The organism is Lentzea chajnantorensis, from assembly GCF_054300775.1.
Map to the genome: position 1 here is coordinate 5475790 of NZ_JBSDZT010000002.1, position 26504 is coordinate 5502293.

Consider the following 26504-nt stretch of genomic DNA (forward strand, 5'->3'; position numbering starts at 1 on the left):
GTCGTCGTCACACCTCCGTGAGCGCTCGGGATCGCCGGAGGCACCACTGCGCGATGTCCGCGCCGTGGTGCCGGACACCGGCGAGGTGCAGATCGCCGACTGCGCGCGCCACGCGGTCGTACGCCTGGGCGCGGCTGGTGCCGGTGGCCAGCACCTGCGCCGCGATGGTGTCGAGCACGACCGGCTGCCCCACGTCGAGCGTGCAGTCGACGACCACCCCCGGCCGCTCGGCGGGCAGGCTCACCCGCCTGAGCACCCGGTTTGCGGGCGCCCCTGGGCGGAGGAACAGGTGGCCTTGCACGGCGTGCGTGCCGGCGGGCGGGTCGACGGGGAACGACCGCGCCCCGGCGGCCAGCCCGAGCTGCAGGGCGATCACGTCGATCCCGGTCACCGCTTCGGCGATCCGGTAGGCGCCGGTGAGGCGCGGGTTGACCTCCTGGAACGTGTAGCCGCCCGCGTGGACGAGGAACTCGACCGTCACCACGTTGAGCAGGCCGAACGCGCACGCCACCCGCTGGGCGTCGGCTCGCATCGCCGCCAGGAGCACGTCGGGCACGCCGTGGACGGGCGCGGCCTCCAGCAGCTTGCGGTTGCCCGCCACCAGCAGCGATTCCCGCTCGCACAGGTGTGCGGCGTTGCCCTGGTCGTCGACCGCCACCACCACGCCGACCACGCGCGCGGGTTCCACGTACCGCTCGGCGTACCAGTCCGGGTGGTCGGCCAGCGCGGCGGACAGTTCCGCTGGACACCGGACCACGCGGACACCCTCGCCCTGCCGGCAGCGCGACCGCTTGAGCACGACGGGCAGGCCGTGGCGGGCGACGAGCGCGCGGATCATCCGCCTGCCGACGGCGTGGGGCAGCACGGGCACGCCGGCGCGCTCGGCCGTCTCGACCGCCCAGGCCGTGTCACCGGCCACCGCGAGCGCCGCCTCCGGTGAGCCGACGAACCGGATGCCCCGCTCCGCGAGCCCGCGGGCCAGCGCGGGGTCCTCCGCGACGGCTCCCCAGCCGGGGTGCACGGCGTCCACCCCGGCCGCGACCGCCGCGCGGACGACGCAGTCGGCGCAGTCGTAACCGCCGCAGCCGACACCGGCGCGGGTGGTGGCGGCGCAGCCGGCTGCGTCGAGCACCACGTGACCGGCGAGGACGTGCCGCCGTTGCGGGTCCGACCGCGTCACGACGGTCACCGGGGCGATGCCGAGGGCGCGGCACACCGCGGCCGCGCGCACCGCCGGTGCTCCACGCGCGGCGACCAGCACCGATCTCACCGGTCCACCCCGAGCCCGGTGGTGGCACACGCGGCGAACCGGAACCTCTCCCGGATGCCGGGGTTGTCGAGGACGGACGTGACGCGTGGCGGGGTCACCCCGGCGCCGGCCGCGATCCGCACCGCGACCAGGTGCGGGCCCGGTGCGCCCGCGACGTGCTCCAGGCAGGCGTGCACCTGTTCGACGGTCCGGCAGACCGCGGCGGTGCGGTAGCCGACGGAGAGCGCGAGGCGGTCCCAGGCGACCGGGTGGGCGCGGGTCCGCTGTCCACCCGTGGAGTCGTAGGCACCGTTGTCCAGCACCAGGTGGGTCAGGTTGGGCGGCTTCCTGTCACCCACCAGCGCCAGGCCACCGAGGTGCATCAACGCGGAGCCGTCACCGTCCACCACGACGACCCGCCGGTCGGGCCGGGCGACCGCCGTGCCCAGGCCCAGGCCGATCGCGTGGCCCATGCTGCCCTGCACGTAGAAGTTGCCGGGGCGGTCGTCCAGCCCGAACAGCTCGCGGCTGATCATGCCGGTGGTGCTGTAGACCAGCGCGTCACCCAGGTGCGCGCAGATCGCGGCGACCGCGTCCGCGCGACGCATCACCGCGTCCGCGGCCGTGTCCGGGACGGGGCACGAGGCCAGCACCGCCTTCGGCACGAGCAGGGCGAAGCAGCGGTCGTGCCGGTACTCCCGCTTCGCCCGGTCGAGCGCGGCGTCGAGGGAGTCCACCGACGGTCCGAGCACCGCGTGCGCAACCCCCACGGCGTCCAGCAGCGCGGCCGTGGCGCGACCCATGACCTCGTGGTGCGGCTCGTCGTCGCGTGCGTCCGGCCACCCGCGCAGGCTCATCACGACCAGCAGCGGGATGTCGTAGGACATCAGCAGGGAGGTCAGCGGGTCGAGCAGGTTGCCCAGCCCGGAGTTCTGCACCAGCAGCGCGGCGCGGCGGCCGGCGAGCTGCGCGCCGGCCGCCATCGCCATCGCCACCCCCTCGTTGGGCGCGGGGACGTAGGCGCCGCGGCGTTCCAGGACGGCGAACGCGCCCTGCAGGTAGGAGCAGGGAACACCGGTGAAGAAGTCGAACCCGCGCGTCTCCAGCGCGCCGCAGAACACCTCCGCCTCGATCACGCTCCCCACTCCTCCCACTCGGCGGTCCTGGTCAGGGCGAAGACCTCCTTCACCGGCGCGATCGAGTCCTCGGCGGTGGCCGCGTCGCCGCGCAGGTGGATCTCGCTCAGCACCGTGCGCACGGCCAGCACGGAGGCCCTCAGGGCCTGGTTGGCGTAGATGACCAGCGAGACCCCGGCGTCCTGCGCCTCGGCCAGGCTCCACCGGTAGTAGGTCGTCGGCACCACGACCACCGGCGCGCGGCGGCGCCACCGGTGGAGGAACTCGACGATCTCGTCGGGTTCGCGCCGCTTCGAGTGGACCAGCACGGCGTCCGCGCCGGCGTCGACGTAGTGGTGCGCCCTGCGCACCGCCTCGTCCATGCCCGCGCCGGCGATCAGGGCCTCGCAGCGGGCCACCACGGTGAAGTCCTGGTCACGCCTGCTGCGCACGGCCGCCTCGACGCGCTGGGCGAACGCGTCCGGGTCCTCCAGGACCTGTCCTCCGTCGAGATAGCTGTTGCGCTTGGGGAACACCTTGTCCTCGACGCAGATCCCGGCGATGCCCGCCGCCTCGCACAGCCGCACCACGCGGACGAGGTTGATCGCGGTGCCGAACCCGGTGTCGCAGTCGACCAGCGAGGGCAGGACCGTCGCACCGTCGATGAGCGCGGCGGCGTCGAGGCACTCGGTCATCGTCAGCAGGCCGAGGTCGGGCAGCGCACGGGTGGCCGACAGCTCGAAGCTGGACACCCACACGCCGTCGAAGCCCGCCTCCTCGACCATCCGCGCGGTGAGCGGGTCCCTCGCCCCGACGATGCGCGAGACAGCCGGTCGCGTCAGCAGTTCGCGCAGCTCAGCGGCCTTGGTCATGCGTGCCGCCCCCCGACGTGCCCGGGGCCGCGGTGCTGCGGCGTCGCGCGCTCCACCTCGAACAGGCAGTGCCAGTGGTACGAGCCGGGCGTCCCGTGCTCGGCGTCGAAGGCGTCGAGCAGTCTGAACCCCCGGTGCAGCCGCACCAGGTCGGCCTCGTCGGCGTAGAGGTGCGGATGGACCTTGTCGTCGGTCGCACGGGGCTGGACGAACGTGTTCGGCGCGACCTCGACGCCCCGGCCGTACTGCGCGTTGCGCTTGGACAGCATCGTGGCCTGGTAGAGGCCACCGGGGCGGAGGACGCGGCGCACCTCCCCCAGCACCCGCGCCAGAACGTCCTCGTCGGCGTGGTAGACCACGTTGAAGGCCAGCACGAAGTCGAAGGCGCCGGCCGGACAGGGCAGGGACGTGATGTCGGCGACGTCCGCCGTCAGAAGCATTCGCCGGTCGGCCGCCTCACCGCGGACGAACTCCACCGCGGCGGCACTGCGGTCGATCGCGTGGACGGTGAAGCCCTCCCCCGCCAGCAGGAACGTGTGCCGTCCGATGCCGCAGCCGAGGTCCAGCACGTCGCGCACGCCGCGCTCGCGCAAGCGGTGGACGGTGTCCGTCACCCAGGGGTGCGGCGCGACCCAGCCGCTGCGGCCCTGCCGGGTGCGCCACATCCGGTCCCAGTAGAGGTGCGCGGTCATCTCGCCGCCCCACCGGGTTCTCGACCGGAGATTGCGACATCCGATCGAACAACGCGCGTTCGGGGCACGAGATCACCTACCTGACCGAGTGACGAGAATTGCGCACGGTGACGCACATCGATTCCGTCATCCATTCGGACAACGTGAGAAACTTTGAACATGAAATCCTCCCGGCCTGTCCGAGGTGACTGTACCGACATCGACTCCGCCCGGCGTGTCGAAATCCGACCCGACACTCATGTGGTGGGAATATCACCTTGACTCGAATGCAACGTGAAAGGCCTACGCAATTCCTGGAGAGGGATCGCCGTTCGGGCCGGGGAGGACGATCGAACAATGATCATCGCTTTGGACGGGCCCGATGGCGCGGGCAAGAGCACTCAAGTCCGCGACCTGGTCGCATGGGCACGGGCGGAGGGCCACTCCGCCGCCGTCGTCGGCAAATGGGACGTCTTCCGCCACGACGTGGTGCCGCACGCGCGGTTCCTGCGGGGCACGGACCAGGTGGACCTGCGCACCTGCATCGCGGAGATGCCCACCCCGGCACGGATGCTGTTCCTGGGGTGGATGAACGCCACCGCGGCCACACTCGCACTCGAACGCACCGAGGACCTCGTGGTCCTGGACGGTTACTGGGCGAAGCACGCGGCAGCCGAACTGCTCGCCGACTGCCCACCCGACCTCGTGCACACGATCAACGCCGCGATGGCGCCCGTCGACTCGGTCGTCTACCTCGACGTCACGCCGGAGGAGGCCCTGCGCCGCAAGGGCACCGACCTCGCCCCCTACGAGTGCGGCCGGGACGCCGGGTGCTCCCCCGCGCGCTTCCTGACCCACCAGACGGCCGTCCGCCGGGTCCTGCTCGACTGGGCGCGCACGCGGGGATGGACGGTGATCCCCAGCGACTCCCGGCAGAACGTCCAACGCGCCCTGCGCGACCACGTCGCCGCACTGCTCCCCACCCCGCACCGCGGTACGACGGCGGTGACCGACTGGTCAACCGGATCACGCCCGCTCCGCGCAGCCACCACGGCCTCGGCGGACATCAGCCCGACCGCGACCGGGAGTCCGATCCGAAGCCGGTGATCCGGCGGCCGGCCGAGTGGCGCGGGGCGCTCGGGGTCTACGAGGCCGGGCCGCCGAGCAGTCGTTTCCGTTCGGCGGCCACGATCTCGCGGGCGATCTCGGCGTCGGAGATGTCGAACGCCTCTGGCGCGCTGTCCGCCGTCGCCGAGGTGCGTGCGAACTCGTCGAAGAGCTCGCGCTTGCGCCCGAGGATGTCGGTGATCCGGCGGTCGACGCCCTCCTCGGACAGCAGCCGGTGGACCTGGACCGTCTCGAGCTGGCCCATCCGGCGCGCCCGTGCGATCGCCTGCCACTCCGTGGTGGGCTTGAGCTGCGGCTCGCAGATGACGACCACCGAAGCGGACTGGATGTTGAGACCGACACCGCCGGCCACGATCTGGGCGACCAGGACCGCGCCACCGGCTGCCTCGGAGAACTCGTCGACCATCGCCTGGCGCCGGGCAGCGGGGACCGATCCGGTGAGCGGCCCGAACACCTTGCCGGGCAGGATGCGGGCGACGTCGTCCAAGACGCCCCGGAAGTGGGAGAAGACCAGCACCTTGCGCTGGTTCTCCTCGGCCTCCTCCACGATGTCGAGGAGCCTGCGGACCTTCTCGGACCTGTGGCCCGCCCGCAGCGCGGCCTGGCGCATCGCCATGAAGTTCGACTCGGCCACGGACGCGCGGTAGGCCCGCTGGTCCTCGTCCGAGAGCGGCAGCCACTCCTCCACCTCGACCAGCTCCGGCAGCTCGGTGAGCACGTCCTCCTGGTTGCGCCGCAGGTAGACGGGGGCGACCTGCTTGCGGAACTGGCGCGGGGCGTGCTCCCCCGCGTCGACCGCGAGGTCGGGGCGCAGGTAGTCGACGAGGTTGCGGAACTCCTCGATCCGGTTCTCCAGGGGCGTGCCGGTCAGCAGGACCGCGCGCGGGGCGCCGCCGATGAGCGCCCGCGACCTCGCCGTCCGCTTGGCCTCGGGGTTCTTGATGTAGTGCGCCTCGTCGAACACCAGGCAGGCGGGGGCGGCCTTCGCGGGAACCCGTCCCTCCAGCCACGCCAGGCTGTCGTACGTCGTGACGGCGACGCCGCCGTCTCTGACCCACTGCCTGAGCGCGTCGTCGCGGCCCTGGCCGTGCAGCCGGAACGCCCCCAGGTCCGACTTCGACCGGACTTCGCGGACCCAGTTCGTCACCACGGCCGCGGGGCAGACGACCAGGAAGTGGTGGGAGCCCTTGGCGCGCAGGTGCGTGAGCACGGCGATCGCCTCGACGGTCTTCCCGAGGCCCATCTCGTCGCCGATGATGACCTTGCGCTGCACGATCGCGAACCGCGCGCCGAACGACTGGTAGCCGCGCAGCGAGGCGCGCAGGTGGGACGTCTCCAGCTTGAGGTCGCGGATCGCGTCGAGGATCTCGTCCGGGAGGTCGCCGCCGGTGCCTTCCTCGTCACCGCTGAGGAAACCCAGCTCGGAGAGCATCGCGTAGTAGTCGGCGGGACGCGCGAAGAAGTCCTCCCACGGGTCGGCCGCGCCGCGGGACGTGCCGCCGCCGTCGTGGTGCCCGAGCGCCCCCGCCCAGTTCGTGACCCTGTCGCAGACCGCGCGAAGGTCCGCGACCTGCCGTTCGGCGGGGATCACCACCAGGTGGGTGGCGCCGTTGGCGACGGTGTTCGCGATGGCGCGCAGCTCTTCCACGGCCGCCAGCTCGGCGGCGGCCGCGCCGATGGACCGGACCGCGGACCAGGCGCGCAGGGCGCGGAGCAGCTCGGTGGCCGCGGGCGTCCGCTTGGCGATGTCGATGCGGACCGGCATCTCGTCCAGGGTGGTCTGCCAGATGGTGCGCGCGGCCCCGATCATCCGCTTGCCGGTCACCTCGCCCACGCCGGGAAGCGCGGGGATCGCGTGTTCGTGCCGCAGCACCGCGCCGACGGTGGTGATCCCGGCTTCGCGGAGCGCGCCGAGCCGGAGCTGTCCGCTCGTGGCCTCCCGCAGGCGTTCGACCGGCATCTCGGCGACCATCGCCATGGTCTCGTCCTGGCGCAGCGCTTCGGCGGCGGTGGCGACGACGGCCTGGACCTGGTGCACCTCGCGCAGCGACCGGTCGATCGCCGCCAGGGCCGCCCGTGCCGGTGCCAGGAACCGCACGTCGACCACCTGGGAACCGGCCGGGAGCCGGTGGGCGAAGCCGACCTCGGGCGCCAGCAGCATGTTCTCGGGGACGTCACGCGTCAGCGCCGGGTCCCACCGCTCCAGCTGCGCCAGTGCGGTCAGGGCACCCGAGCCGGTCAGCCGGCCGTCGAGCTCGGCGAGGTGCTGCACGCTGCCCGCTGCCTTCTCCTTGCGGGCCTTGGAGGCGAACAGGCGCCGGGCGCCGAACGCCGATCTGCTGTCGGCCAGCGCCGTGCGGACGCGGTCGTTCAGGAGACCGGTCAGAGCCTCGTGCGCCTGCTCGGAGACCTGCGGCAGCTCGTGCGCCCGCCGCAGCGCGGTGACGCGGGCTCGGTCGTCGGGGCGCAGGCTGATGGTCTGCCACAGAACGGTTTGGCCGACCCCGCACCGGTGGACGCGGCGCTCGATCTCACTGGCGGCGGCCGCGGCTTCGTCCGCGACGGCCTTCCTGGTCGCGCGCACAGTCCCCGCCCGGTGGGACCACTGCTGGAGGCTGGCCGCGATCTCCTTGGCGCGCTCGCGTTCGACCTTGTCCATCGTTCTCTCTCGTCACCCTGCCTGCCGGCGTCGACCGGCGGGAGCTGCGGTCTGCTGTCCCCTCGCGAGCGTGTCCTGGTCAGAAGGGCGCTGTCCCCTTCGACCACGACTGGGCCCAGTCCCCGCGGACGCCCGTCGCCGCGAAGCCTCCCAGGTCGGTGGTCCTGAAGGGATCGGCGAGGTAGCGCACCTGGTCGTGCTCGGGACCGCGCGGGTCGACTGAGACGAGGGCGAGTCGGTAGTGGGGTGCGGCGTTCTTGCCCGTCATGACCTCGTTGTGGGTCACGAAGAAGTCCTCGGCACCCGCTGTGCGCGCCTTCACCTCGATCCGGATGGCGGTGCCGTCCGGGGCGGCGGAGAGCACGTCGAAGCCGGGGTTGGTGAAGGCCTGCTCCTCGGGTGCGCGGCCGAGCTTCCGCTCGGTCGCCAGGACGAGGTCGATCCCGCGCCGCTCGACCTCCTTGGTCTCCTTGGCGTGCAGGGGCGCGTTCCGGTCGATCTCGTCGGCGACCAGTGAGAGCGGGAGGACCAGTGTGGCGGTGACGAACCGCGGTGGCTGCGTCGACATGTGGCTCTGCCGGTCCAGCAGCTCCATGCGCCTGGCGAGCCGGACGTCGAGCTCGGCGGCCTTGCCGGCGAGGCTGGTGGCCGTCTCCTTCACCTTCTCCCCGCGCCGCTGCTTCTCCTGGGCGGTGGAGGCGTCCCGGAGCAGGCGCTCCCGCTCGGCGACCAGGCGTTCCCGGACCTGGTGGCGCGTCCGTTCCAGCTCGGCGGCACGGGCCGGGCGGACCTCGTCGAGGTACTCGCGGAGCCGGTGGGCGCTGATCCAGCTGAGCGCCTTGGTCTCGGCGTCGGCGAGCCACGCGGCGGTCTTGGCCTGGTCCACCCCGTGGCCGCGAGGAGCGGCCACGCAGTCCAGGTACGGCGCCGGGCCGGCGGAGGTGACGGTGCCGTGCTCGTCCACGAACACGTACCCGAAGCGGCGTGCCACGGACGCGCCGGTGGCGTCGTTCACGGTCTCCTCGACGCCGACCAGCAGATGGGGTTTCTCCAGCGTCGCCGACACCAGGACCGTGCCGGCGGCGAGGGAACCGGAGAACCGCTCGACCGCCAGGTCCACCACCGCGTCGTGCAGCGGGTGGCCCGGCGCGAGCAGGTCGGCCCGGACGGCTTCCTCGTCCCCGATGTGGTGGAGCGCGAAGCACACCCGCTCGTACCGCGACGCGACCGGGGCGTGCGCCTGGGCGCGGACCGCCGGCGGGACGTGGGGGATCTCGAAGCGCCCCTTCTCCCGCCGGACGACCTTGCCGCCCAGCCGGGCGAACGCGACCTTGAACGCCATCTCGACGTAGTGCGGCTGCAGGCGCTTCGCCCTGGCTTCGTCCATCGCCGCCCGCATCGTCTGGAGGTCGTCGTCCGAGAAGCCGGTCGCGGCCAGCGCCCGCTCGGTGAGCAGGTGCCGCACCCTCTTCCCGGCTGCCTCGTCGATGACCTCGTGCATGCGCGCCCGTACTTCGGGCTGCTCGCCGTATTGGACGGCGCGCAGCAACAGATCGCGCAGGGGTGTCTCCGCGAACGCCTCGCCGAGGACGTCGAAGACCTTCCCGCCGTAGGACTCGCTCATCTGCTCCAGCTTCCGGAGCAGGGTGGCGAAGACCTCGCCCTCACGGGTGTCGGTGGCCACCAGGTTCCACAGCCGGCACACCTCGGTCTGGCCGATGCGGTGCACGCGCCCGAACCGCTGCTCGATGCGGTTCGGGTTCCACGGCAGGTCGTAGTTGACCACCAGGTGCGCGGCCTGGAGGTTCAGGCCCTCGCCCGCGGCGTCCGTGGCCAGCAGCACCTGGCACCCCGGGTTCTGGGTGAACTCCTCGGTGGTCCTGCGCCGGTCCAGTCGCCGCACCCCGCCGTGGATCGCCACGACCGCCTCGGGCCGCCCCAGCAGCGTGGTGATGCGTCCGCGCAGGTAGTCCAGCGTGTCCCTGTGTTCGGTGAAGACGATCAGCTTGCGCGGCACGCCCCTGGCATCGGTCGTGAGCGTGTGGTCGTGGAGGATGCGGGACAGCTCCGACCACTTGCGGTCCGTGCCGGACGCGCGGACCCGGGACGCGGCCGCGATGAGCACGCCGAGCTCCTTCAGCTCGGCGCTGAGCTCGGCGACGGTCTGGGCGGCCGTCGCGGCGTCCACGACCTCCTCTTCGAGGGACTCCAGCTCCTCGGCGCTCAGCTCGTCGTCGTCGAGGACAGCGAGGTCGGCGTTCGGAAAGGACTCGGCGAACGAGCCCGCCTCGATCTCGCGCTTCTTGCGTTCGAGCCGTTCGGCGCGGCGGCCCAGTGACCGGTGGATCGCCTCGGGGCTCGAAGCCAGCCGCCGCTGGAGAACGGTCATCGCGAACCCGACGGTGTTCCGCCGCTTCCCGTCCAGGCGCTCGGCCCGGTTCATCCCGGTGCGCACGTACTCGGTGACGTCCTCGTACAGCTCCTGCTCCAGCGGGGTCAGCTGGTACGGGACCGTCTCGGCGACGCGTTCGGGGAACAGCCGCTTCCCCTCGAAGGTGAGCAGGTCCTCCTTGACCACGCGGCGCATGAGCCCCGCGGTGTCGACCGTGGTCTTCTTCCTGCCCGCGAACCGGTCCCGGTCGAGCAGGGTGAGGAAGGCCTGGAAGTCCTCCTCCTTGCCCGAGTGCGGGGTGGCGGTCATCAGCAGCAGGTGCCGGGCGATCTCACCGAGCTTCTCCCCCAGCAGGAACCGCTTCGTCTTGCGCAGCTCGCCACCGAACCAGTTGGCGCCCATGCGGTGCGCCTCGTCGACGACGACGAGGTCCCACCGGCTCTCCAGCAGCTTGCGCTGGAGCTCCTCGTTGCGGGCGAGCTGGTCCATCCGCGCGATCACGAGGTTCTTCGCCTCGAAGACGTTGACGTTGACGTTCGCGTCGATCAGCTGGTTGGTGAGCAGGTCGAAGCTGAGGCCGAACTTGAAGAAGAGCTCGTCCTGCCACTGCTCGACCAGCCCACCGGGAGCCACGACGAGACACCGCTGCACGTCGTCGCGGAGCACGAGCTCCTTGACGTAGAGACCCGCCATGATCGTCTTGCCCGCGCCGGGGTCGTCCGCCAGGAGGAACCGCAGCGGTGTGCGCGGCAACAGCTCCCGGTACACGGCGGAGATCTGGTGCGGCAACGGGCGGACGTTGCTGGTCGCCACCGCGAGCATGGGGTCGAAGAGGCCGGCCAGCTGGATCCGCTTGGCCTCGGCGGCCAGCTTGAAGTCCTCCGCGGGAGCGTCGAACGCACGCGCCCCGCTGTCGGCGACGGTGAGCGAGTCCTCGTCGTCGCGGTAGACGAGGCGCTGCCCCAAGGAGCCGTTGACGCGCTTGTAGGTCAGCTCGACGGTGTCGGCACCGTGCGGCTGAGCGAAGAGGACGGTGACCGTCTCGCCCGGCTCCACCCCGTTCAACCGGACACTGGACGTCAACGACTCCAACCGCACGCGCAAAGCTCCTGTCGACCGCACCACGACGTTCCCCACGGCATGTCGTGGCCCCGGCACGCGGTGTTACCGGCCAGCGTGCCATCACGTCACGGCTTGGCGAACGTCTCCGCAAGATCGCTTCAGCTCGATCAGGCGGCGGGCAGGGTGAACCAGACGGTCAAGCCGCCGTCGATGCCGTCGGCCATTCCGATCGTGCCGCCGTGGGCGGTGACGACGCGTCGGCAGGTGGCCAGTCCGATGCCCGTGCCGCCTTCGACCGTGCCGTGCTGGTGCACCTGGCTCAGCAGCGCGAAGGCCTCTTCGCGGCGTGCGGGTGGGATGCCCCTGCCGTTGTCGGCGATCTCGACGCGCACGAACTCGCCACTGTGCTTCGCCCGGATCCGCACGCGGAGCCGCCGGTCGGGGCGTGCGAAGCGGACCGCGTTGCTGATGACGTTCTGCAGCAGCGCTCGCAGGTGTGTCTCGTCGCCGCGGACTGCCGGCAGCGGTTCGAGGTCCAGCTCCACCGGCTCGGTTCCCGCGCCGGTGGAGCGGTCGTCGACGAGGTCGGCGAGGAGGGTGCCGAGGTCCACGGACCGGCACCTCAGCTGTCCGCCGAGCTTCGCGTACTCCAGCAGTTCGTCGACCAGGGCGTGCATGCGGTTCGCGGCGCCCCTGCCGCGTTCGACCAGTCGCCCGGCGGTCGGGGCGGCCACGACGGCAGGGTGGTCCGACAGCAGTTCGAGGAATCCCGTGATGCCCGCGAGCGGGTTGCGCAGGTCGTGGCTGACCCGTCCGGCGAAGTCGGCGAGCTCGCTGTTGGAGCGCAGCAGCTCGGCGCGGGCCGCGGACAGTTCCGCGACGGTGCGGGTGAGCGCCAGGCCGGACCGTCGCAGCTCCAGCACGTCGACGGCCTGGTGGGCGAGCAGGTCCAGGCTGCGCCGCTGTCGCGGGTCCAGCCGGCGGGGGACGTCGTCGAAGACGCACAGGGTGCCGAGCACGGCGCCGGAGGGCGCCTGCAGCCTGCTGGCGGCGTAGAACCGGACCGATGCGATCCGGCCCGTGACGAAGGGGTTGGCGGCGAAGCGGGGGTCCTCCCGTGCGTCGAACACCTCGACCGGCTCCGGGGTGACGATCGAGACCGCGCACATCGAGTCCTCCCGCGAGCAGACCGAGGGTGAGATCCCCACCGCCGCGACCTGGTGCTGCAGGTGCTCGCTGATCAGGTTGACCGCGCCGTGGGGTGCCCCGCAGACCTGCGCGGCCAGCTCCGCGAGAGCTTCCAGGTCGGGGTGGCGCCCCAGGTCCTCGATGCCGTACTCGGCCAGCACGGAGTCGCGGTCATGCAGGTCAACGGGCATCGGGCACCGCCTCTCCCGGATGTGCCACCGGTCCGGACGCGGGCACGGGACCGCCCGCGGGCTCGGCGCTGGCGAACCCCACCCGCGTCATCCGGCCCCACTCGGCCTTCCCGCCCCGCAGGGCGTCCACCAGGCCGCGCAGCCGCCACACCGCCGTCAGCTGCCGGTAGCCGACGTTCTCGACGACCGCCACCACGAGGGCCACCGCCAGGTCACGCCAGCCGCGGTAGCGGTGGAACGAGTACTCCTCCACCACGAGGGCGACGAGGGAGAGCGCGACGCCGTAGCCGAACGCCACCAGGAAGAACAGCACGGCGAAGGCCCAGTCGACGGCCCCCATCAGCAGTCCGGCGGCGAGTGCGACGAGCCCGAACAGCTCGACCACCGGCGCGAGCAGCTCGAACAGCGCGTAGAACGGCAGTGCCAGCGTGCCGACCGCGCCGTACGCCGGGTTCCCGAGCATCCTGCGGTGCTTCCACAGGACCTCCGCAAGGCCGCGGGACCAGCGGCGCCGCTGGCGGCCGAGCACCCGCAGCGACTCCGGCACCTCGGTCCAGGCCACCGGCTCGGGGACGAACACGACCCTGGCGCGCCGCCGGTGCTCGCGCATCCAGCGGTGCAGGCGGACGACCAGTTCGGCGTCCTCCCCGATCGTGTCGACGTCCAGCCCACCGACCTCCACCAGGACGTCGCGCCGGAACAGGCCGAACGCCCCGGAGACGACGACGAGCGCGTTGAGGGCCGACCAGCCGGAGCGTCCCAGCAGGAACGCACGCAGGTACTCCACGACCTGCGTGCGCGCCAACCAGGTCCTCGGCATGCGCAGCTCGGTCACGCGTCCGGCCGTGACGGTGCTGTCGTTGACCGCGCGCACGACGCCGCCGGTGGCGACCACGTGTTCAGGGTCGTCGCCGAAGGGCCTGGCCACGACGAGCAGGGCGTCCGGGTCGAGGAGCGAGTCGGCGTCGACCATGCACACCAGCGGTTGGACCGAGACGTTGATGCCGGTGTTGTTCGCCGAGGCCTTGCCGCCGTTCTCCTTGCGGACCACGACCAGCGGCACCGCTCCCGGCGGGGCGTGCACCGAGGTGATGGCGCCGCGGGTGAGGACGTCCTCCGGCACCACCCGCGGGACCTCCACCAGACCGAAGTGGGAGCGCAGCACGTCGAAGGTGCCGTCGGTGGAGCCGTCGTCGACGACCACGACCTCGAAGAGCGGGTGCCGCAGGGCCAGCATGGCGTTGACGCTCTCGACGATCGTCGCTTCCTCGTTGTGCGCCGGCATCACGACCGAGACCCCGAGCGCCAACGGGTCGGTGTACGTCTCTTCGAAGCCCGCGTACGGGCGGCGCCGGAGGTGGCGGCGGAACTCGCGCACCGCGAGCAGGATCAGGCCGAGGTAGCTCGTGTTCAGCAGCAGGAAGTAGGCCAGCACGAACCAGTTGGCCAGAACGACGACGTCGCTGACGACGTCCAGCGCGGTCATGGCCGCACCGTCGCCGGCGGCCTCCTGGCGTTCGCCGCCGCCAGAGCCTCGCGGGCATGCCCCGAACGGTCAGCCACCCGCGCGAGAGCGGCCACTCCGTCAGGGCGAATCGCGGCGAGAGACGCGGCGGCCGTGTGCGCGACCCAATGCACGGGATCGTCGACCAGCTCGGTCAGCACCGGGACCGCGCGCCGCGCGCCCAGCACGCCCAGGGCCTCGGCCGCCGTCACCCGCAGCACGAGCGGCTCGCGGGCGGAGGTGGCGGCGATGACGTCGTCGACCGGGGTGGGAGCGCCGATCAGGCCGAGAGCACGGACCGCACGCAGGCGGACCTCGGTGGAGCGGTCGGTGCGCAGCATCGCCACGAGCACGGGTGCCGCCGCCACCGCGCCGATCAGGCCGAGGGCTTCGGCGACCTGGGCGCGAACGAGGTCGTCGGCGTGGTCCGCCGCGGCGAGCAACGGTGGGACCGCCGCCGGGCCGATCTGCCGCAGCGCGGTCATGACCAGGTGGTGCGGTAGCGGGGGTGTGCGCCGCAGGCCGTGCACGAGTGCGACCGCCGCGCTCGGGTCGGCCAGCCGGCCGAGGGCCCGCACGGCCACGGCCCGCACTTCCAGGTCTCGGTCCCCCAGGAGTCGTGCGAGCTGCGCCGTCGCCCCCGGTCCGCCCACCGCGCCGAGCAGGTGGGCCGACCGGGCACGCACCACGGCGCTGCGCCGATGTGCGCCGCGCATCGCCCGCTCCACCGAACCTCGCCGTTCGAGCAGGCCGACCACGGCGGTTCGCGCCTCGCCGCGCACCTTGCCGAGCATGGCGACCGCGACCGGCTCCAGTGCGCGCCACGTGCGCGCATCCACCGCGGCGAGCCGTTCCACGGACACGGCATCGTCGTCTTCTCCTGCGACCAGCCGGACCAGCCACGGGCGAGCGGAAGCCACCAGGCCCGCGCGGCGTGCGTCGGTGACCCGCAGCCACCACCGGCCGGCCAACACCGCCAGGGAGAGGGCGACGAGCAGCACGGCGAGGCATCCCACCGCGACGACCAGCACGTCGCGGTCGATCGACGGGGACACCGGTGAGGTCATCGCCGGCTGCGGGCCAGGACGGCGCGGACCCGGCTGGCCAGCTCACGGGGGCTGAACGGTTTGGTGAGGTAGTCGTCCGCTCCCCAGTCGAAGCCGCCTTCGACGTCGCTCTCCCGGGCACGGGCGGTCAGCAGGATCACCGGGATGCCGGCGGTGGCCTCGGCCGCGCGCAGTTCCCGGCAGACGTCCAGGCCGGTCATCCGGGGCATCATCACATCCAGGACGGCGATGTCCGGCAGGGCGTCGCGGGCCAGGGTCAACGCCGTGGCGCCGTCTTCGGCGACGAGCACGTCGTAGCCCGACTGCTCGAGCTTGAACACCACGACGTCCCGGACGTCAGCATCGTCATCGGCGACGAGCACGGTGGTCATGGGAACTCCCGAACTCTCGGTCTCCCGTTCGAGGTACCCCTGATTAGACCATTCAGTCCTTCACGTCATCTGGATGGCGCAACCGCCGCCGGAAGAACGCCGTCTCACCGGTAGAGCATGACCAGGTCGGCCTTGCAGGCGGGACGGGGCTTCCCCTCGACCTCGACGACGACCGACACCACGGCCTCCACGAAGTCACGCGCCCGCGACTTCGCCGACGTGCAGCTCGGCGGTCAGCCGGATGCGTCCTCCGGCCGGAACCGGTGTGGTGAAGCGCAGCGCGTCGACGCCCCTGTTGACGACCGACGAGGCCCCGTCGACGCGGAGCACCTCGTCGAGCATCGGGACCACCAGCGACAGGGTGAGGAAGCCGTGCGCCACCGGTCCTCCGAACGGACCCGCGTCGGCCGCGGGACCCGCACGGTGGATCCACTGGTGGTCGCCGGTGACGTCGGCGAAGCCGTCCACCGTGCGCTGGTCGACGGTGCGCCACGAGCTCGTGCCGAGCCGGTCGCCGACGGCGTCGAGCAGGTCGGCCGGTGTGGCGAAGATCCGGGCCGTCATGATGCGGTGGTGGTGAGCGGTTCCGGGGAGGCGGTCACTCGATGACCAGTTCCGGCCAGGTCAGCACGGTGGAACCCCAGCTGAGGCCCGCGCCGAACGAGGTGACCAGTACGCGGTTGCCTGCGACCAGCTCCCCTGCGGCGGCGGCATCGCCGAGGACCAGCGGGATGGAGGCGGCGACCGTGTTGCCCACGCGGTCGACGTTCAGGAGGAAGCGCTCTTCCGGCACCCGGAGGTTGCGTGCCACCGCGCTGATGATCCGGGCGTTCGCCTGGTGGCACGCGAACCGGTCCACGTCCTCGAGGCGCCACCCTGCGTTGTCGAGCACCTTGCCCGCCGACTCGCTCATGCGCGCCACGGCGTGGCGGTACACCGGCTGGCCGTCCATCCGGAAGTGGACGTCGGCGGGGTCGAGCGGCTCTCCGGAACCGCGCTGCTCGGAACCACCGGCGGGCACGATCAACAGGTCCGAGCCGGTGCCGTCCGATCCCAGGTCGAACGGGCCGAAGGCGCCCGGTTCGTCCGCGGTGCCCGCGCGGAGCACCACCGCGCCGGCGCCGTCGCCGAAGATGGCCGCGGTGGTGCGGTCCTGCGGGTTCAGCACCGTGGTGAAGGTGTCGGCGCCGATCACCAGCACGCGTTCGGCGATGCCCGCGGCGATGTGGCCCGCGGCCGTCGCGAGCGCGTACACGAAGCCCGCGCACACGGCGTTGAGGTCGAAGGCGGGCACCCCGCTCAGCCCGAGCCTGCTGGCGACCTCGGGCGCGGTGGACGGGCAGGGGTGGTCCGGTGTCGTCGTGGCCACGATCACCAGGTCGACGTCCGCGCCACCGGCCGACTTCAGCGCACGGGCACCCGCCTCCACCGCGAGGACCGAGGTCGACATGCCGGGTTCGAGCACCCGGCGTTCCCGGATGCCGGTCCGCTTCCGGATCCACTCGTCCGAGGTGTCCAGCTGACGAGCGAGCTCGTCGTTCGTCACCACCCTCGACGGCAACCACGTGCCGATCCCGCACAGCACCGCGGCACGGCGTTGATCCGCTGTCATACGTTCTCCCGTTGATCTCGCGTGGCGCGTCGACGCCGGTACGACGTCATCGACGCTAACCAGCGCGAGCCGGAATCGACTGTGGAAGTCCACAGCGGCGCGTTCCCGGCCGCATCGTCGCCAAGCCGAACCGCACCGATGTCATCGGCACACCAGCGGGTCCGTCGTCCTCGGGTCCTAAGTGGACGGGATGGCGAGGTGGCCGCACGGTCCGATCAGGTCACACAACCGACTGTGGTTCTCCACAGCACGGACCTCCCCCACCTGTCGCAGAGTTGGTGCTGCCAACGGTTGCCGACGCGCCGCCGAGCCGCCCATCGCAGGAGGAAACGTCTTGTCCAGCGTGTACAACACGATCGCCGAGGTCCTGACGACCAAGTTCGCGGTTCCGGCCGACACGATCACCGCGGACACCGCGCTCGAAGAGGTGCTGACCGACTCCCTGGACGTGGTCGAGTTCGGCGTCGTCATGGGTGAGCACTACAACGTCCTGATCTCCGACGAGGAGCTCGAGACGGTCACCACGATCGCCGACGTCGCCGGGCTGCTGAGCGGCAAGGTCGCGGCATGACCTCGCGTCCCGAGGTCGTCATCACCGGCCGGGGGATGGTGACCTCGGCGGGCGTCGGCGTCGACGAGAACTGGAAGCGCGTCAGCGCCGGCGAACCGACGGCCGTGCTCGGTCCCGACCTCGGTGTGCTGGGGACCCAGGTCGTGTGCCCCGTCACGGACTTCGACGCGCGGATGCTGCTCGGTCACGGCGCTCGGCGGCTCGACCGCTACAGCCAGCTCGGCATCGTCGCCGCCGGCGAGGCGGTCCAGGACGCGGGACTGCGCACCAGCGACTGGGACGGCGCCCGCGTCGCGATCGTCGTCGGGGTGTCGGTCGGCGGCATGGAGACGCTGACCACGCAGCACGTGGCGATGCTGAACCGCGGCCCGGCCGCGACCTCACCGCTCACGATGCCGATGTCGCTGGTGAACATGGTGGCCGGTCAGCTCGCCATCCACCTGTCGGCGACCGGTCCCAACCTGACGGTGTCGACCGCGTGCGCCTCCGGTGCCACCGCGATCGGCACGGCGCGGATGCTGCTGCAGTCCGGTGCGTGCGACGTCGCGGTCGCGGGTGCCGCCGATGCCTCGCTCGTGCCGCTCGTGCTCTCCGCGTTCGCCAGGATGGGGGCGCTCACCAAGCGGTCAGCGGACCCGAGCAGGGCCTCTCGCCCGTTCGACCGCGACCGGGACGGGTTCGTGGCGGCGGAGGGCGCGGCCATCGTCGTCCTCGAACGGGAGGCGGACGCCCGTGCCCGCGGCGCGACGGTCCGGGGCCGGGTGCTCGGCTACGGCGCCTCCGCCGACGCCCACCACGTGACCAGCCCGCACCCCGACGGCGTGGGCGCACGCGCGGCGATCACCGCGGCACTGCTGGACGCGGGCCTCACCGGTGCGGACGTCGACCACCTCAACGCGCACGGCACGTCGACCAAGCTCAACGACCAGGCAGAGGCGAAAGCGGTGCGCGAGGTCTTCGGCGACGGGATCTCGGTGGCCTCGACCAAGGGCGTCACCGGCCACCTGCTCGCGGCGGCCGGGGCGGCCGAGACCGTCTACGCCTCCCTCAGCATCGAACACGGGCTGGTCCCGCCCACGGCCAACCTCGAGAACCTCGACCCGGAGATCGACCTCGACCTCGCCCCGGTGGCGAGGCGGCAGGCGATCGAGATCGCCATGAGCACCTCGTTCGGGTTCGGCGGGCAGAACGCCGCGCTGCTCGTCGGCGCGCCCTGACCGGCACCCAGAGAAGAAGGAGCAAGCAAGTGGTTGCGCACGACGCTCGATCGGAGGCGCTCGCGCGTCTCACCGCGGACCAGGTGGCGGAGTTGCGCGGACTGCTGCGGTACGGCGCCGACGAGGAGCACGACCGGTACGCCAAGCTCTTCTCCACCGCGGCTTTCGACCAGGTGGAAGGCCGCTCGCCCGTCGAGAACGCCGCTCTCGCCTACCGCCGGCTGCGGCAGGTCAACGCCGAGCTCGGACCCGTTCGCGAGTTCGTCAGCGGTGACCTGGAGCGCTTCCTCGTCCTGCACGAGTGGGCCGGTGTGCTCGACCCGACCCTGGTGTCGGTGCTGACCATCCACTACAACCTGTGCCTCGGCGCCGTCCTGGAGCTCGGCGGTGACCGGCCGGAGCTGGCCGCCGTGGTCGACGAGCTGGCCAGGATGGACTCGGTCGGCGTCTTCCTCGCGACCGAGCTGGGTTATGGCAACAACGTCGCCGAACTGCGCACACGGGCGGTCTACGACCGTTCGACCGACGAGTTCGTGCTCACCACGCCGAGCCACGAGGCGCGCAAGTTCATGCCCAACACCGGCCTGGACGGCGTGCCGAAGATCGCCGTGGTGCTGGCCCGGCTGGAGGTCGACGGTGCCGACGAGGGCGTGTTCCCCTTCGTGGTGCGCATCCGCGACGAGAACGGCCCGTGCCGGGGAGTCGACGTCAAGCCGCTGGGCGACAAGCCGGGGCTGGCGCTCGACAACGCCGTCACCACCTTCCGGGGTGTGCGCGTTCCGCGTGCGTTGCTGCTGGACGCCGCAGAGCCGGTCATCGCTGCGGACGGGAGCCGCACGGGTGCGGTCAGGTCGTTGCGCCGCAGGTTCACCAGGGCGATGACCAGGGTGCAGACCGGCAAGCTCTGCCTCACCTCCGCGACCGCGGCCGCCGCCCGCGCCAGCGTCTTCATCGCCGTCCGGCACGCGCACGGCCGGCACGTCACCGTCTCCGGTGGCCGGTCCGTTCCCGTCATGACCTTCCGGACCCACCAGGCCCAGCTGCTCGACGCCCTGGCCAGGACGTGCGCCGTCAGCGTGCTGCTGAACGGGACCAGGCGGCAGGCGGCGCGGAGCTCTCTCGCCTCGGTCGAGGTCAAACGCGCGCTCGCCGTGACCAAGGCGCTGGTCACGTGGACGGCGCAGGACGTGGTGACCACCTGCATCGAACGGTGCGGAGCGCGGGGCATGTTCGCGCACAACAGGATCTCGCCCTACGTGGCACTGGTCCAGGGATCGATCACCGCCGAGGGCGACAACCAGGTCGTGCTCCTGGACGCCGCCAACGAGATGCTGCTCGGCCGCGGCTACGAGCCACCGGTCTCGGCACCCGGTCACGGCGCGCTGGACGACCCGGAGTTCCTGCTCCGCCTGTTCTCGCACCGCGAGAACAGGGTCTACGAGGAAGCACGCGCGGCACGCAGGACCGGTGACGACCCGTTCGAGCGGGCCAACGGCGCCGCGTTGCCGGCCTCGGAGCTCGGCAGGGTGCACGGCGTGCGGCGTGCCCTCGAAGAACTCCACGCACTGGCGCAGCGAGCCACCTCCGCCGAGGTCGGTGAGGTCCTCCGGGCGCTGTTCCTGCGGTTCGCCCTCGCCGAACTGGGCCGGGACGCGGCCTGGCACCTGTGCGACGGCACCCTCGAACCCGCTCAGGCCCGAGAGCTGCCCTCCCTGGTCGCAGCGGTCGACGAACGGCTCCTGCCCCGGGTCGAGGACGTCGTCGACGCCTTCGGCATCTCCAACGACGTGCTGCGCGCTCCCATCGCCTCCGCGGACTACGTCGAGGCCTACGCCGAACTGCTGCCCGTGCCCGATCTGCCGCTGGTCTGACCACGAGAGCCGACGGAGACAGAACCCGTGACCACGACGATGAACCCGACCGCGACCCCCGCGCCGGTGAAGCCGGCCAAGCCCGGTGCCCGTGACGCGCTGAACGCGCTCGTCGACGCCGGCAGCCTGGTGGAGTTCGGCGCGGAGGCGAAGCACCAGTGCACCGCCTTCGGCATGCAGGCCAAGACGCCTGCGGGAGATGCGGTGATCACGGGCACGGCCGAGATCGACGCGCGGCCCGCCGCCGTGTTCGCCCAGGACGTCTCCGTGCTGGGCGGGACCCTGGGCGCCACCCACGCGCAGAAGATCGCGCAGGTCCTCGACCAGGCGGAGCGGGCGCGGTGCCCGGTGGTGGGCGTGCTGGACTCCGGCGGAGCGCGCATCCAGGAGGGGGTCTCCGCTCTCGACGGGTACGCGTCGATCTTCCGCCGCAACGTGGCCCTGTCCGGGCGGGTGCCGCAGATCAGCGTGATCCTCGGTGCCTGCGCGGGCGGTGCCGCCTACTCCCCCGCGCTGACCGACCTGATCGTGATGGACCGCCAGGCGCACATGTTCCTGACCGGTCCCAAGGTCGTGCGCAGCGTGACCGGTGAGGACGTCACCGCCGCGGACCTCGGCGGTGCGCCCGTCCACTCCGCCATGTCCGGCCTCGCACACCTCGTGACCGAACGCCCCGAGGACGCGTTCCCGCTGGTGCGCCGGATCTTGTCCTACCTGCCCAGCTCGTGCTGGGACGAGCTGCCGCTGCACCTGGCCCGCGAGCCGGAGACCGACCCCGAGGTGCCGTCCGAACAGCGCAAGACCTACGACGTGCGGCGAGTCGTGCGCGGGCTGGTCGACGGGGACAGCTTCCTCGAGCTCCAGCCGCACTACGCCGCGAACATCGTCATCGGCTTCGCGCGGGTGGACGGCATGCCGGTGGGGGTCGTGGCGAACCAGCCGAACACGCTGGCGGGCACGCTCAACGCCCAGGCGGCCGAGAAGGGCGCACGGTTCGTGCGGATGTGCGACGCCTTCGGCCTCCCCCTGGTCACGCTCGTCGACACCCCGGGTTTCCTGCCCGGCCGGTCCCAGGAAACCGACGGCGTCATCCGCCGTGGCGCCAAGTTGTTGTACGCCTTCGCGGAAGCGACCGTGCCCAGGGCGACCGTGATCCTGCGCAAGGCCTACGGCGGCGCGTACATCGTGATGAACTCCAAGCAGCTCGGCGCCGACCGCGTGTTCGCCTGGCCCACGGCGGAGATCGGCGTCATGGGAGCCGAGGGCGCGGTGGAGGTCGTGTTCCGCCGCGAGCTCGCCGCGAACCCCGGCAAGCGCCAGGAGCTGCTGGAGAACTACCGCGCGGAAGCACTGTCGCCGGCACTGGCGACCGCACGCCAAGCCGTCGACGCGCTCATCACGCCGACGCAGACCCGCGACGCGATCATCAAGGTCATCCGTCCGTTGATGCGTGCCCGGCGCCCGGAGCACCGGCACGGCAACATGCCGCAGTGACGACAGCTCAGGACTCCATCTCCGCCTCACCCAGGATGCCGCCTTCCGCTACCGCGAGGGCGGCATTCTGCTGCGCGCGGTGCGGTGCCTGAGCTGATCTCGCGGAGCCGTCAGCCGGAGGGGCTCGTCCTGTGCCAGGGACTGGAACACCGGTTTGCCCTGCCAGTCACGACTGCCTTCAATCGAGAGGCGACTTCGATCAAGTGGCAGCGCACACGGCGGAGGTGTGACCGAATTCATTTTTCTCTTTTTTCCTTATCGCCCCAAACGACATCCTCGTGCGGATGTGATAAATCTCGTCGCACCCCAGGAGAAGCGTCCCCCGAATGCCTCATTTACGCCCGTGACCAGCAGGGTACCCTCGCGTGGAATTGAAAGAGCACATTTAACACCCGTGGACTAATACGATTATTACCCGAACGGACCAGCTGCTGACTACGGAGCGTTCACGATGAAAGCCGACGCAAGTCGACGCCGGAATCTCAACAGCCGGACCGCCCTCGTCGGCCGCGGGGCCGAGTTGCAACGCATCACGGAGGCCCTGGACGCAGCGGAGGCCGCCATGCCCTCCACACTCCTGTTCGAAGGAGCGACCGGCATCGGCAAGACGGCACTGCTGGACGCCGCGTGCTCGATGGCACGTGAACGCGGATTCGTCATCTGCAGGGCCGTGGCGTCGCCGATGGAGCGGGAGATGCCGTTCGCCGTGGTCCAGCAGCTCTTCGAGCACCTGCGCCTGGAGCGGACCAGCGGTTGGGACGAGGAAGCCGCACCGCACGGGCACGCGGTCATCGCCGGGCACCCCGCGGGCGACCTGGGCGACTTCGAGGAGGTCCACGTCCACCGGGCGATCCGCGACCTCTACCGCATCACGACCGGTCTCGCGCAGCACGCGCCCCTCTGCCTCGTCATCGACGACGTGCAGTGGACGGACGTGCCGTCCCTGCGCTGGCTGAACTACCTGGTCCACCGGGTGGCCCGGCTCCCGGTCACGATCCTGCTGGGCCGCACGTCCGGCATCCGGCCGACCGATCCGATCCTCCTCGCCGAGCTCGAGATCTACTCGGAGCGGCTGCGGCTGGGCGTTCTCACCGCACCGGACGTCGCGGCCCTCACCGAGCAGGTGCTCGGACGCGCACCGCACGAGAAGTTCACCGCCTCCCTCCTGCGGGCCACCAACGGCTGCCCCATGGTGTCCACCCAGATCCTCTCCCTGATGAGGGAGCAGTCGGTGGCACCGGACGAGCAGGCCGCGGCCAACCTGATCACCCCGCAGCCAGAGGAACTGGGGCGGTCCGTGCTCGCGCGGCTCAACCGGCAGTCACGCGAGCTGGTCGAGGTCGCCAAGGCGATCGCCGTCGTGGTGCCACCTCACCTGGAGCTCCTGGCCGCGGTCACCGGCATGAGCAGCGGCGCGGCCGCGGACCAGGTGCGCCAGCTCGAGGGGATGGGGGTGCTCGCTCCGGAGGGCGAGCTCACCTTCGCCCACTCGGCGCTCAGGAGCGGGATCGAGGAGGCCGTCGCCTACGGTGACCAGGAGGAGCTGCACGCCAGAGCCGCGCGGTTCCTGCACCGGACGCGCGCGTCCTCCCTCCTCATCGCACGGCACGTCCTGCGGACGTCCTCCCGTCTGGGTTCCTGGGCCGTGGACGCGCTCCGGGCCGCCGCCGAGACGCTGATCACCGAGGGCGATCCCCAGTCCGGTGCGAAACTGCTGAACAGGGCCCTGCAGGAGGACGTCTCCGCCGCCCAGAGGCGAGACCTGGTGCTGCGGCTGGGGTTCGCCGAGACCTACGTCGACCCGCGGATGGCGGTCGTGCACCTCGAGGAGGGCATCGGCGAGCTGGACGACCCGGAGAGGACCCTCGCGGTCGTCTGCCGGCTCGCCCAGGTCCTGTACCTCGACGGTGCCTACGACAAGGCGGACGAGGTGCTGAGCCGCGCCGTGGACGAGATCGGGCCCAAGATCCCCGCGGCGGTCGACATGCTGCAGCTGCTGAGAAAGCTCACGGTGCCGTCGCGGGACCCCTCGACCGGCCAGGTGGACCTCACCCGCTTCGACGAGCGGGAGTGGCGCAGTCGCGACGCACGTGGTCGCAGGCTCGCGGCGCTGATCGCCGAGGACGCCGGCAACCGGGGAACCGACCTGCACCTGTGCCGCGAGGCGGCCGTCGCGGCGATGCAGAACGGCGCGGCCGCCATGCTGCAGCACCCGCAGCGGCTCCTCGGCGTGCTCAACGCCTTCATCCGCACCGATGACCTCGAACTGGTGATGCGCTACTGCAACGACGTCCTGCTCGAAGCGCACCGGGAGGGGTTGTCGCTGATCGAGCTGCTCGGCCACACCGTCCGTTCCCGGGCGCACTACCACTGCGGGTCCTTCACCGAAGCGGTCGCGGACGCCAGGCTCGCGTTGTCCGCGGCGAGGAAGGCGGAGCTGCCCCCCGACCACTTCGGGAACGTCTACGCCGTCGAAGCGCTGATGCGCGCACACATGGAACTCGGCGCCCTCGACGACGCGGAGGAGGCCCTCCTGCTCCTCGGCAGGACGCGGACGCTGCCGCAGACCTGGCCGCACACCGCGCTCCTGCACGCGAGGGGTGCGTTGCGCATGGAGCGCGGTGACGCCGCGGGAGCGCTCGCCGACCAGCTCGAATGCGGTGAGCGCCTGGTGTCCTGGGGCATGGGCAGTCCGGCCGTGCGCCCCTGGCGCTCCTACGCGGCGCTGGCCAGGCTCCGACTGGGGCAGCGCAGGCAGGCACTGGACCTGGCGCTCGAAGAGCTGACGCTGGCACGGAAGTGGGGCGCGCCGACCGTCGTGGCCCGCGCGTTGCTGACCGTGGGCATCGTGACCGGCGGTGCCGCCGCCGCGCCCTGGCTGTCCGAGGCCGACGCGCTGCTGAGGGGGTCGCCCGCGCGGATGCTGCACGCCAGGGTGCTGCTCGAGCTCGCCGTCACCCAGTGGGAGAAGGGCCACCGCGACGCGGCACGGCGCCACCTCGCGGAGGCGCGGATGCTGGGCGAGCAGTGCGGCGTCGTCGTGGAGCCGGGACAGCGGCTCGCGGGTCTGGGGGTCGGCGCCGCGGGGAGTGAGCTGGTGCGGCCTCGTGCCGAGCCGGCGAGCGTGCCGCCACCGGGCCCCTCATCCACCGCGCTGCTGACGCCGCACGAGTACCGCGTGGCGAGCCTGGTGCTGGAGGGGAGGTCGAACGACGAGGTCGCGCACAAGCTCAACGTCACCCGGCGCACCGTCGAGTTCCACCTCACGAGCATCTACCGCAAGCTCGGTGTGCGCCGCCGGACCCAGCTGTCCTCCGCACTCGGCGGCTTCGTCTCACGGAGGTGACGTCGCCGGAACGCGCCGGGCGCTACCGCTGGTCCAGCGAGGAGATCGTGTGCTTCGCCGGCGCACGGCCGGCGGGCGCTGTGCCTTCCTTCTGCTGGGTGTTCGCCGAGTAGTGGGCGACGGCGATGGCCCCGGCGAACGCCAGCACGAACCCGATGGTCGCGGCGGTCAGGTACCCGTCGCGGACGGTGTCACCGAGGTAGACCAGGCCGACGAACGACGAGAGCGCCGTGTTCGTGGTGAACATGATCGCGGTGACACCGGTCGGGCCGCCCTTCTGCAGGGCCATCGCGAACAGCACCGCCGCGACGAGGCCGTTGAGGACGATGGCCCAGGCCGCCGGTTCGAGGACCAGTCGCCACGCGGTGTCGGGGAGGTGGAGGGTCCTGGCCGAGATGCCGACGACGCTGTAGGCGATGCCGGAGCCGAAGGCCAGTGCGACGGTGGCCCAGACGTGGTTGTGGCGGCGGGCGTAGACGGCGATCGCCGCCACCGGGAGTGCCACGGCCACGAGGACCCACCGCCACTGCGGCGGCAGGGCCTGGGCCCTGCCCGGCTCCGCGGAGACGCCCAGCAGGACCAGGCCGATCGCGCCGACGGCCAGTGCCACCCACCCCGACCTGCGCAGGCGGGTGCCCATGAAGGCGCTGATCATGGCGGTCACGCCGACGCTGAACGCGAGCATCGACTGGACGAGGAACAGCGGCAGGCGGTGCAGGGCCGCGGACGCGCACGCGAACCCCAGCAGGTTCACGCCGAGACCGAGGAAGTACCGCCACTGGCGCCAGAGAGCGATGAGATCGCGAGACGATCCGCCGTGCGCGGCGACACGCCGGACACCCATCGACTCCAAGATCGAACCACTGCCTGACGCCAGGGTCGCCAACACAGCGAGGACGTAACCCAGAGCCATTCGTCCATTGT

The 26504-nt window shown here is 71.8% G+C and carries 19 protein-coding genes; 6 read left to right on the plus strand and 13 right to left on the minus strand.

What is annotated here, in order from left to right; all coding sequences use genetic code 11:
• Positions 1 to 7: 7 nt before the first annotated feature.
• The 4 genes from ACVDFE_RS27085 to ACVDFE_RS27100 are packed head-to-tail and all read right to left on the minus strand — an operon-like array spanning position 8 to position 3928.
• The gene (locus ACVDFE_RS27085; RefSeq protein ID WP_458432346.1) at positions 8 to 1270 is read right to left on the minus strand and encodes an ATP-binding protein; all 1263 of its coding nucleotides are present in this window, start codon (positions 1268 to 1270) and stop codon (positions 8 to 10) included.
• Positions 1267 to 2385 (minus strand): phosphonopyruvate decarboxylase, encoded by a 1119-nt coding sequence (aepY, locus tag ACVDFE_RS27090; protein ID WP_458432347.1) that lies wholly within the window; start codon positions 2383 to 2385, stop codon positions 1267 to 1269. The genes ACVDFE_RS27085 and aepY overlap by 4 nt, the downstream gene beginning before the upstream one ends.
• Positions 2382 to 3236, minus strand: a complete 855-nt coding sequence (locus ACVDFE_RS27095) for an isocitrate lyase/phosphoenolpyruvate mutase family protein (RefSeq protein WP_360383570.1) — start codon at positions 3234 to 3236, stop codon at positions 2382 to 2384. Before ACVDFE_RS27095 ends, aepY begins: the two co-directional genes overlap by 4 nt.
• Positions 3233 to 3928, minus strand: coding sequence for a class I SAM-dependent methyltransferase (locus ACVDFE_RS27100; protein ID WP_458432348.1), 696 nt, complete (start codon positions 3926 to 3928; stop codon positions 3233 to 3235). Before ACVDFE_RS27100 ends, ACVDFE_RS27095 begins: the two co-directional genes overlap by 4 nt.
• Positions 3929 to 4264: 336 nt before the next feature.
• On the opposite strand from ACVDFE_RS27100, the gene ACVDFE_RS27105 reads away from it, so the two are divergent.
• Positions 4265 to 5014 (plus strand): dTMP kinase, encoded by a 750-nt coding sequence (locus tag ACVDFE_RS27105; RefSeq protein WP_360383575.1) that lies wholly within the window; start codon positions 4265 to 4267, stop codon positions 5012 to 5014.
• 37 nt (positions 5015 to 5051) lie between these two features.
• Here ACVDFE_RS27105 and ACVDFE_RS27110 read toward each other — a convergent pair whose 3' ends face one another.
• The 8 genes from ACVDFE_RS27110 to ACVDFE_RS27145 all read right to left on the minus strand — a co-directional run bounded on the left by ACVDFE_RS27110 (position 5052) and on the right by ACVDFE_RS27145 (position 17081).
• Positions 5052 to 7694 (minus strand): DEAD/DEAH box helicase, encoded by a 2643-nt coding sequence (locus ACVDFE_RS27110; RefSeq protein WP_458432349.1) that lies wholly within the window; start codon positions 7692 to 7694, stop codon positions 5052 to 5054.
• 79 nt (positions 7695 to 7773) lie between these two features.
• Positions 7774 to 11169 carry a helicase-related protein gene (locus ACVDFE_RS27115; protein WP_458432350.1) on the minus strand — a complete coding sequence of 1132 codons (3396 nt, stop codon included), beginning with the start codon at positions 11167 to 11169 and terminating at the stop codon, positions 7774 to 7776.
• Between the two features lie 146 nt (positions 11170 to 11315).
• A complete protein-coding gene (locus ACVDFE_RS27120; RefSeq protein WP_458432351.1) occupies positions 11316 to 12527 on the minus strand; it encodes a sensor histidine kinase in 1212 nt (403 codons plus the stop codon).
• Entirely contained in the window at positions 12517 to 14013 is a 1497-nt protein-coding gene (locus ACVDFE_RS27125; RefSeq protein WP_458432352.1) for a glycosyltransferase family 2 protein, read from the minus strand. The genes ACVDFE_RS27120 and ACVDFE_RS27125 overlap by 11 nt, the downstream gene beginning before the upstream one ends.
• Positions 14010 to 15098 carry a HEAT repeat domain-containing protein gene (locus tag ACVDFE_RS27130; protein ID WP_360383590.1) on the minus strand — a complete coding sequence of 363 codons (1089 nt, stop codon included), beginning with the start codon at positions 15096 to 15098 and terminating at the stop codon, positions 14010 to 14012. Before ACVDFE_RS27130 ends, ACVDFE_RS27125 begins: the two co-directional genes overlap by 4 nt.
• Complete coding sequence (locus ACVDFE_RS27135; protein ID WP_360383593.1) at positions 15095 to 15469, minus strand: response regulator transcription factor; 375 nt, start codon at positions 15467 to 15469, stop codon at positions 15095 to 15097. Before ACVDFE_RS27135 ends, ACVDFE_RS27130 begins: the two co-directional genes overlap by 4 nt.
• 195 nt (positions 15470 to 15664) lie before the next feature.
• On the minus strand, positions 15665 to 16033 hold the full coding sequence (locus ACVDFE_RS27140; RefSeq protein ID WP_458432353.1) for a MaoC/PaaZ C-terminal domain-containing protein: 369 nt from the start codon (positions 16031 to 16033) through the stop codon (positions 15665 to 15667).
• Between the two features lie 34 nt (positions 16034 to 16067).
• A complete protein-coding gene (locus ACVDFE_RS27145; protein ID WP_360383599.1) occupies positions 16068 to 17081 on the minus strand; it encodes a beta-ketoacyl-ACP synthase III in 1014 nt (337 codons plus the stop codon).
• A gap of 343 nt (positions 17082 to 17424) precedes the next feature.
• Here ACVDFE_RS27145 and ACVDFE_RS27150 point away from each other — a divergent pair, with 343 nt between their 5' ends.
• The 5 genes from ACVDFE_RS27150 (at position 17425) to ACVDFE_RS27170 (ending at position 25580) form a co-directional block, all read left to right on the plus strand.
• The gene (locus tag ACVDFE_RS27150; protein WP_458434402.1) at positions 17425 to 17652 is read left to right on the plus strand and encodes an acyl carrier protein; all 228 of its coding nucleotides are present in this window, start codon (positions 17425 to 17427) and stop codon (positions 17650 to 17652) included.
• Entirely contained in the window at positions 17649 to 18869 is a 1221-nt protein-coding gene (locus tag ACVDFE_RS27155) for a beta-ketoacyl-[acyl-carrier-protein] synthase family protein (RefSeq protein WP_458432354.1), read from the plus strand. The genes ACVDFE_RS27150 and ACVDFE_RS27155 overlap by 4 nt, the downstream gene beginning before the upstream one ends.
• 29 nt (positions 18870 to 18898) lie before the next feature.
• Positions 18899 to 20740 carry an acyl-CoA dehydrogenase family protein gene (locus ACVDFE_RS27160; protein WP_458432355.1) on the plus strand — a complete coding sequence of 614 codons (1842 nt, stop codon included), beginning with the start codon at positions 18899 to 18901 and terminating at the stop codon, positions 20738 to 20740.
• Positions 20741 to 20767: 27 nt separating this feature from the next.
• Positions 20768 to 22234, plus strand: a complete 1467-nt coding sequence (locus ACVDFE_RS27165) for an acyl-CoA carboxylase subunit beta (protein ID WP_458432356.1) — start codon at positions 20768 to 20770, stop codon at positions 22232 to 22234.
• Positions 22235 to 22685: 451 nt separating this feature from the next.
• Positions 22686 to 25580, plus strand: coding sequence for an ATP-binding protein (locus ACVDFE_RS27170; protein ID WP_458432357.1), 2895 nt, complete (start codon positions 22686 to 22688; stop codon positions 25578 to 25580).
• A gap of 22 nt (positions 25581 to 25602) precedes the next feature.
• Here ACVDFE_RS27170 and ACVDFE_RS27175 read toward each other — a convergent pair whose 3' ends face one another.
• A complete protein-coding gene (locus ACVDFE_RS27175; protein ID WP_360383612.1) occupies positions 25603 to 26424 on the minus strand; it encodes a hypothetical protein in 822 nt (273 codons plus the stop codon).
• Positions 26425 to 26504: the final 80 nt, after the last annotated feature.

Bases quoted from the DNA above. Each gene is read 5' to 3' on its own strand.
- ACVDFE_RS27110 (WP_458432349.1), bottom strand. From the start codon at position 7,694: ATGGACAAGGTCGAACGCGAGCGCGCCAAGGAGATCGCGGCCAGCCTC.
- ACVDFE_RS27130 (WP_360383590.1), bottom strand. From the start codon at position 15,098: ATGACCTCACCGGTGTCCCCGTCGATCGACCGCGACGTGCTGGTCGTC.
- ACVDFE_RS27105 (WP_360383575.1), top strand. From the start codon at position 4,265: ATGATCATCGCTTTGGACGGGCCCGATGGCGCGGGCAAGAGCACTCAA.
- ACVDFE_RS27145 (WP_360383599.1), bottom strand. From the start codon at position 17,081: ATGACAGCGGATCAACGCCGTGCCGCGGTGCTGTGCGGGATCGGCACG.
- ACVDFE_RS27170 (WP_458432357.1), top strand. From the start codon at position 22,686: ATGAAAGCCGACGCAAGTCGACGCCGGAATCTCAACAGCCGGACCGCC.
- ACVDFE_RS27175 (WP_360383612.1), bottom strand. From the start codon at position 26,424: ATGGGTGTCCGGCGTGTCGCCGCGCACGGCGGATCGTCTCGCGATCTC.
- ACVDFE_RS27155 (WP_458432354.1), top strand. From the start codon at position 17,649: ATGACCTCGCGTCCCGAGGTCGTCATCACCGGCCGGGGGATGGTGACC.
- ACVDFE_RS27140 (WP_458432353.1), bottom strand. From the start codon at position 16,033: ATGACGGCCCGGATCTTCGCCACACCGGCCGACCTGCTCGACGCCGTC.
- ACVDFE_RS27120 (WP_458432351.1), bottom strand. From the start codon at position 12,527: ATGCCCGTTGACCTGCATGACCGCGACTCCGTGCTGGCCGAGTACGGC.
- ACVDFE_RS27135 (WP_360383593.1), bottom strand. From the start codon at position 15,469: ATGACCACCGTGCTCGTCGCCGATGACGATGCTGACGTCCGGGACGTC.
- ACVDFE_RS27125 (WP_458432352.1), bottom strand. From the start codon at position 14,013: ATGACCGCGCTGGACGTCGTCAGCGACGTCGTCGTTCTGGCCAACTGG.
- ACVDFE_RS27100 (WP_458432348.1), bottom strand. From the start codon at position 3,928: ATGACCGCGCACCTCTACTGGGACCGGATGTGGCGCACCCGGCAGGGC.
- ACVDFE_RS27095 (WP_360383570.1), bottom strand. From the start codon at position 3,236: ATGACCAAGGCCGCTGAGCTGCGCGAACTGCTGACGCGACCGGCTGTC.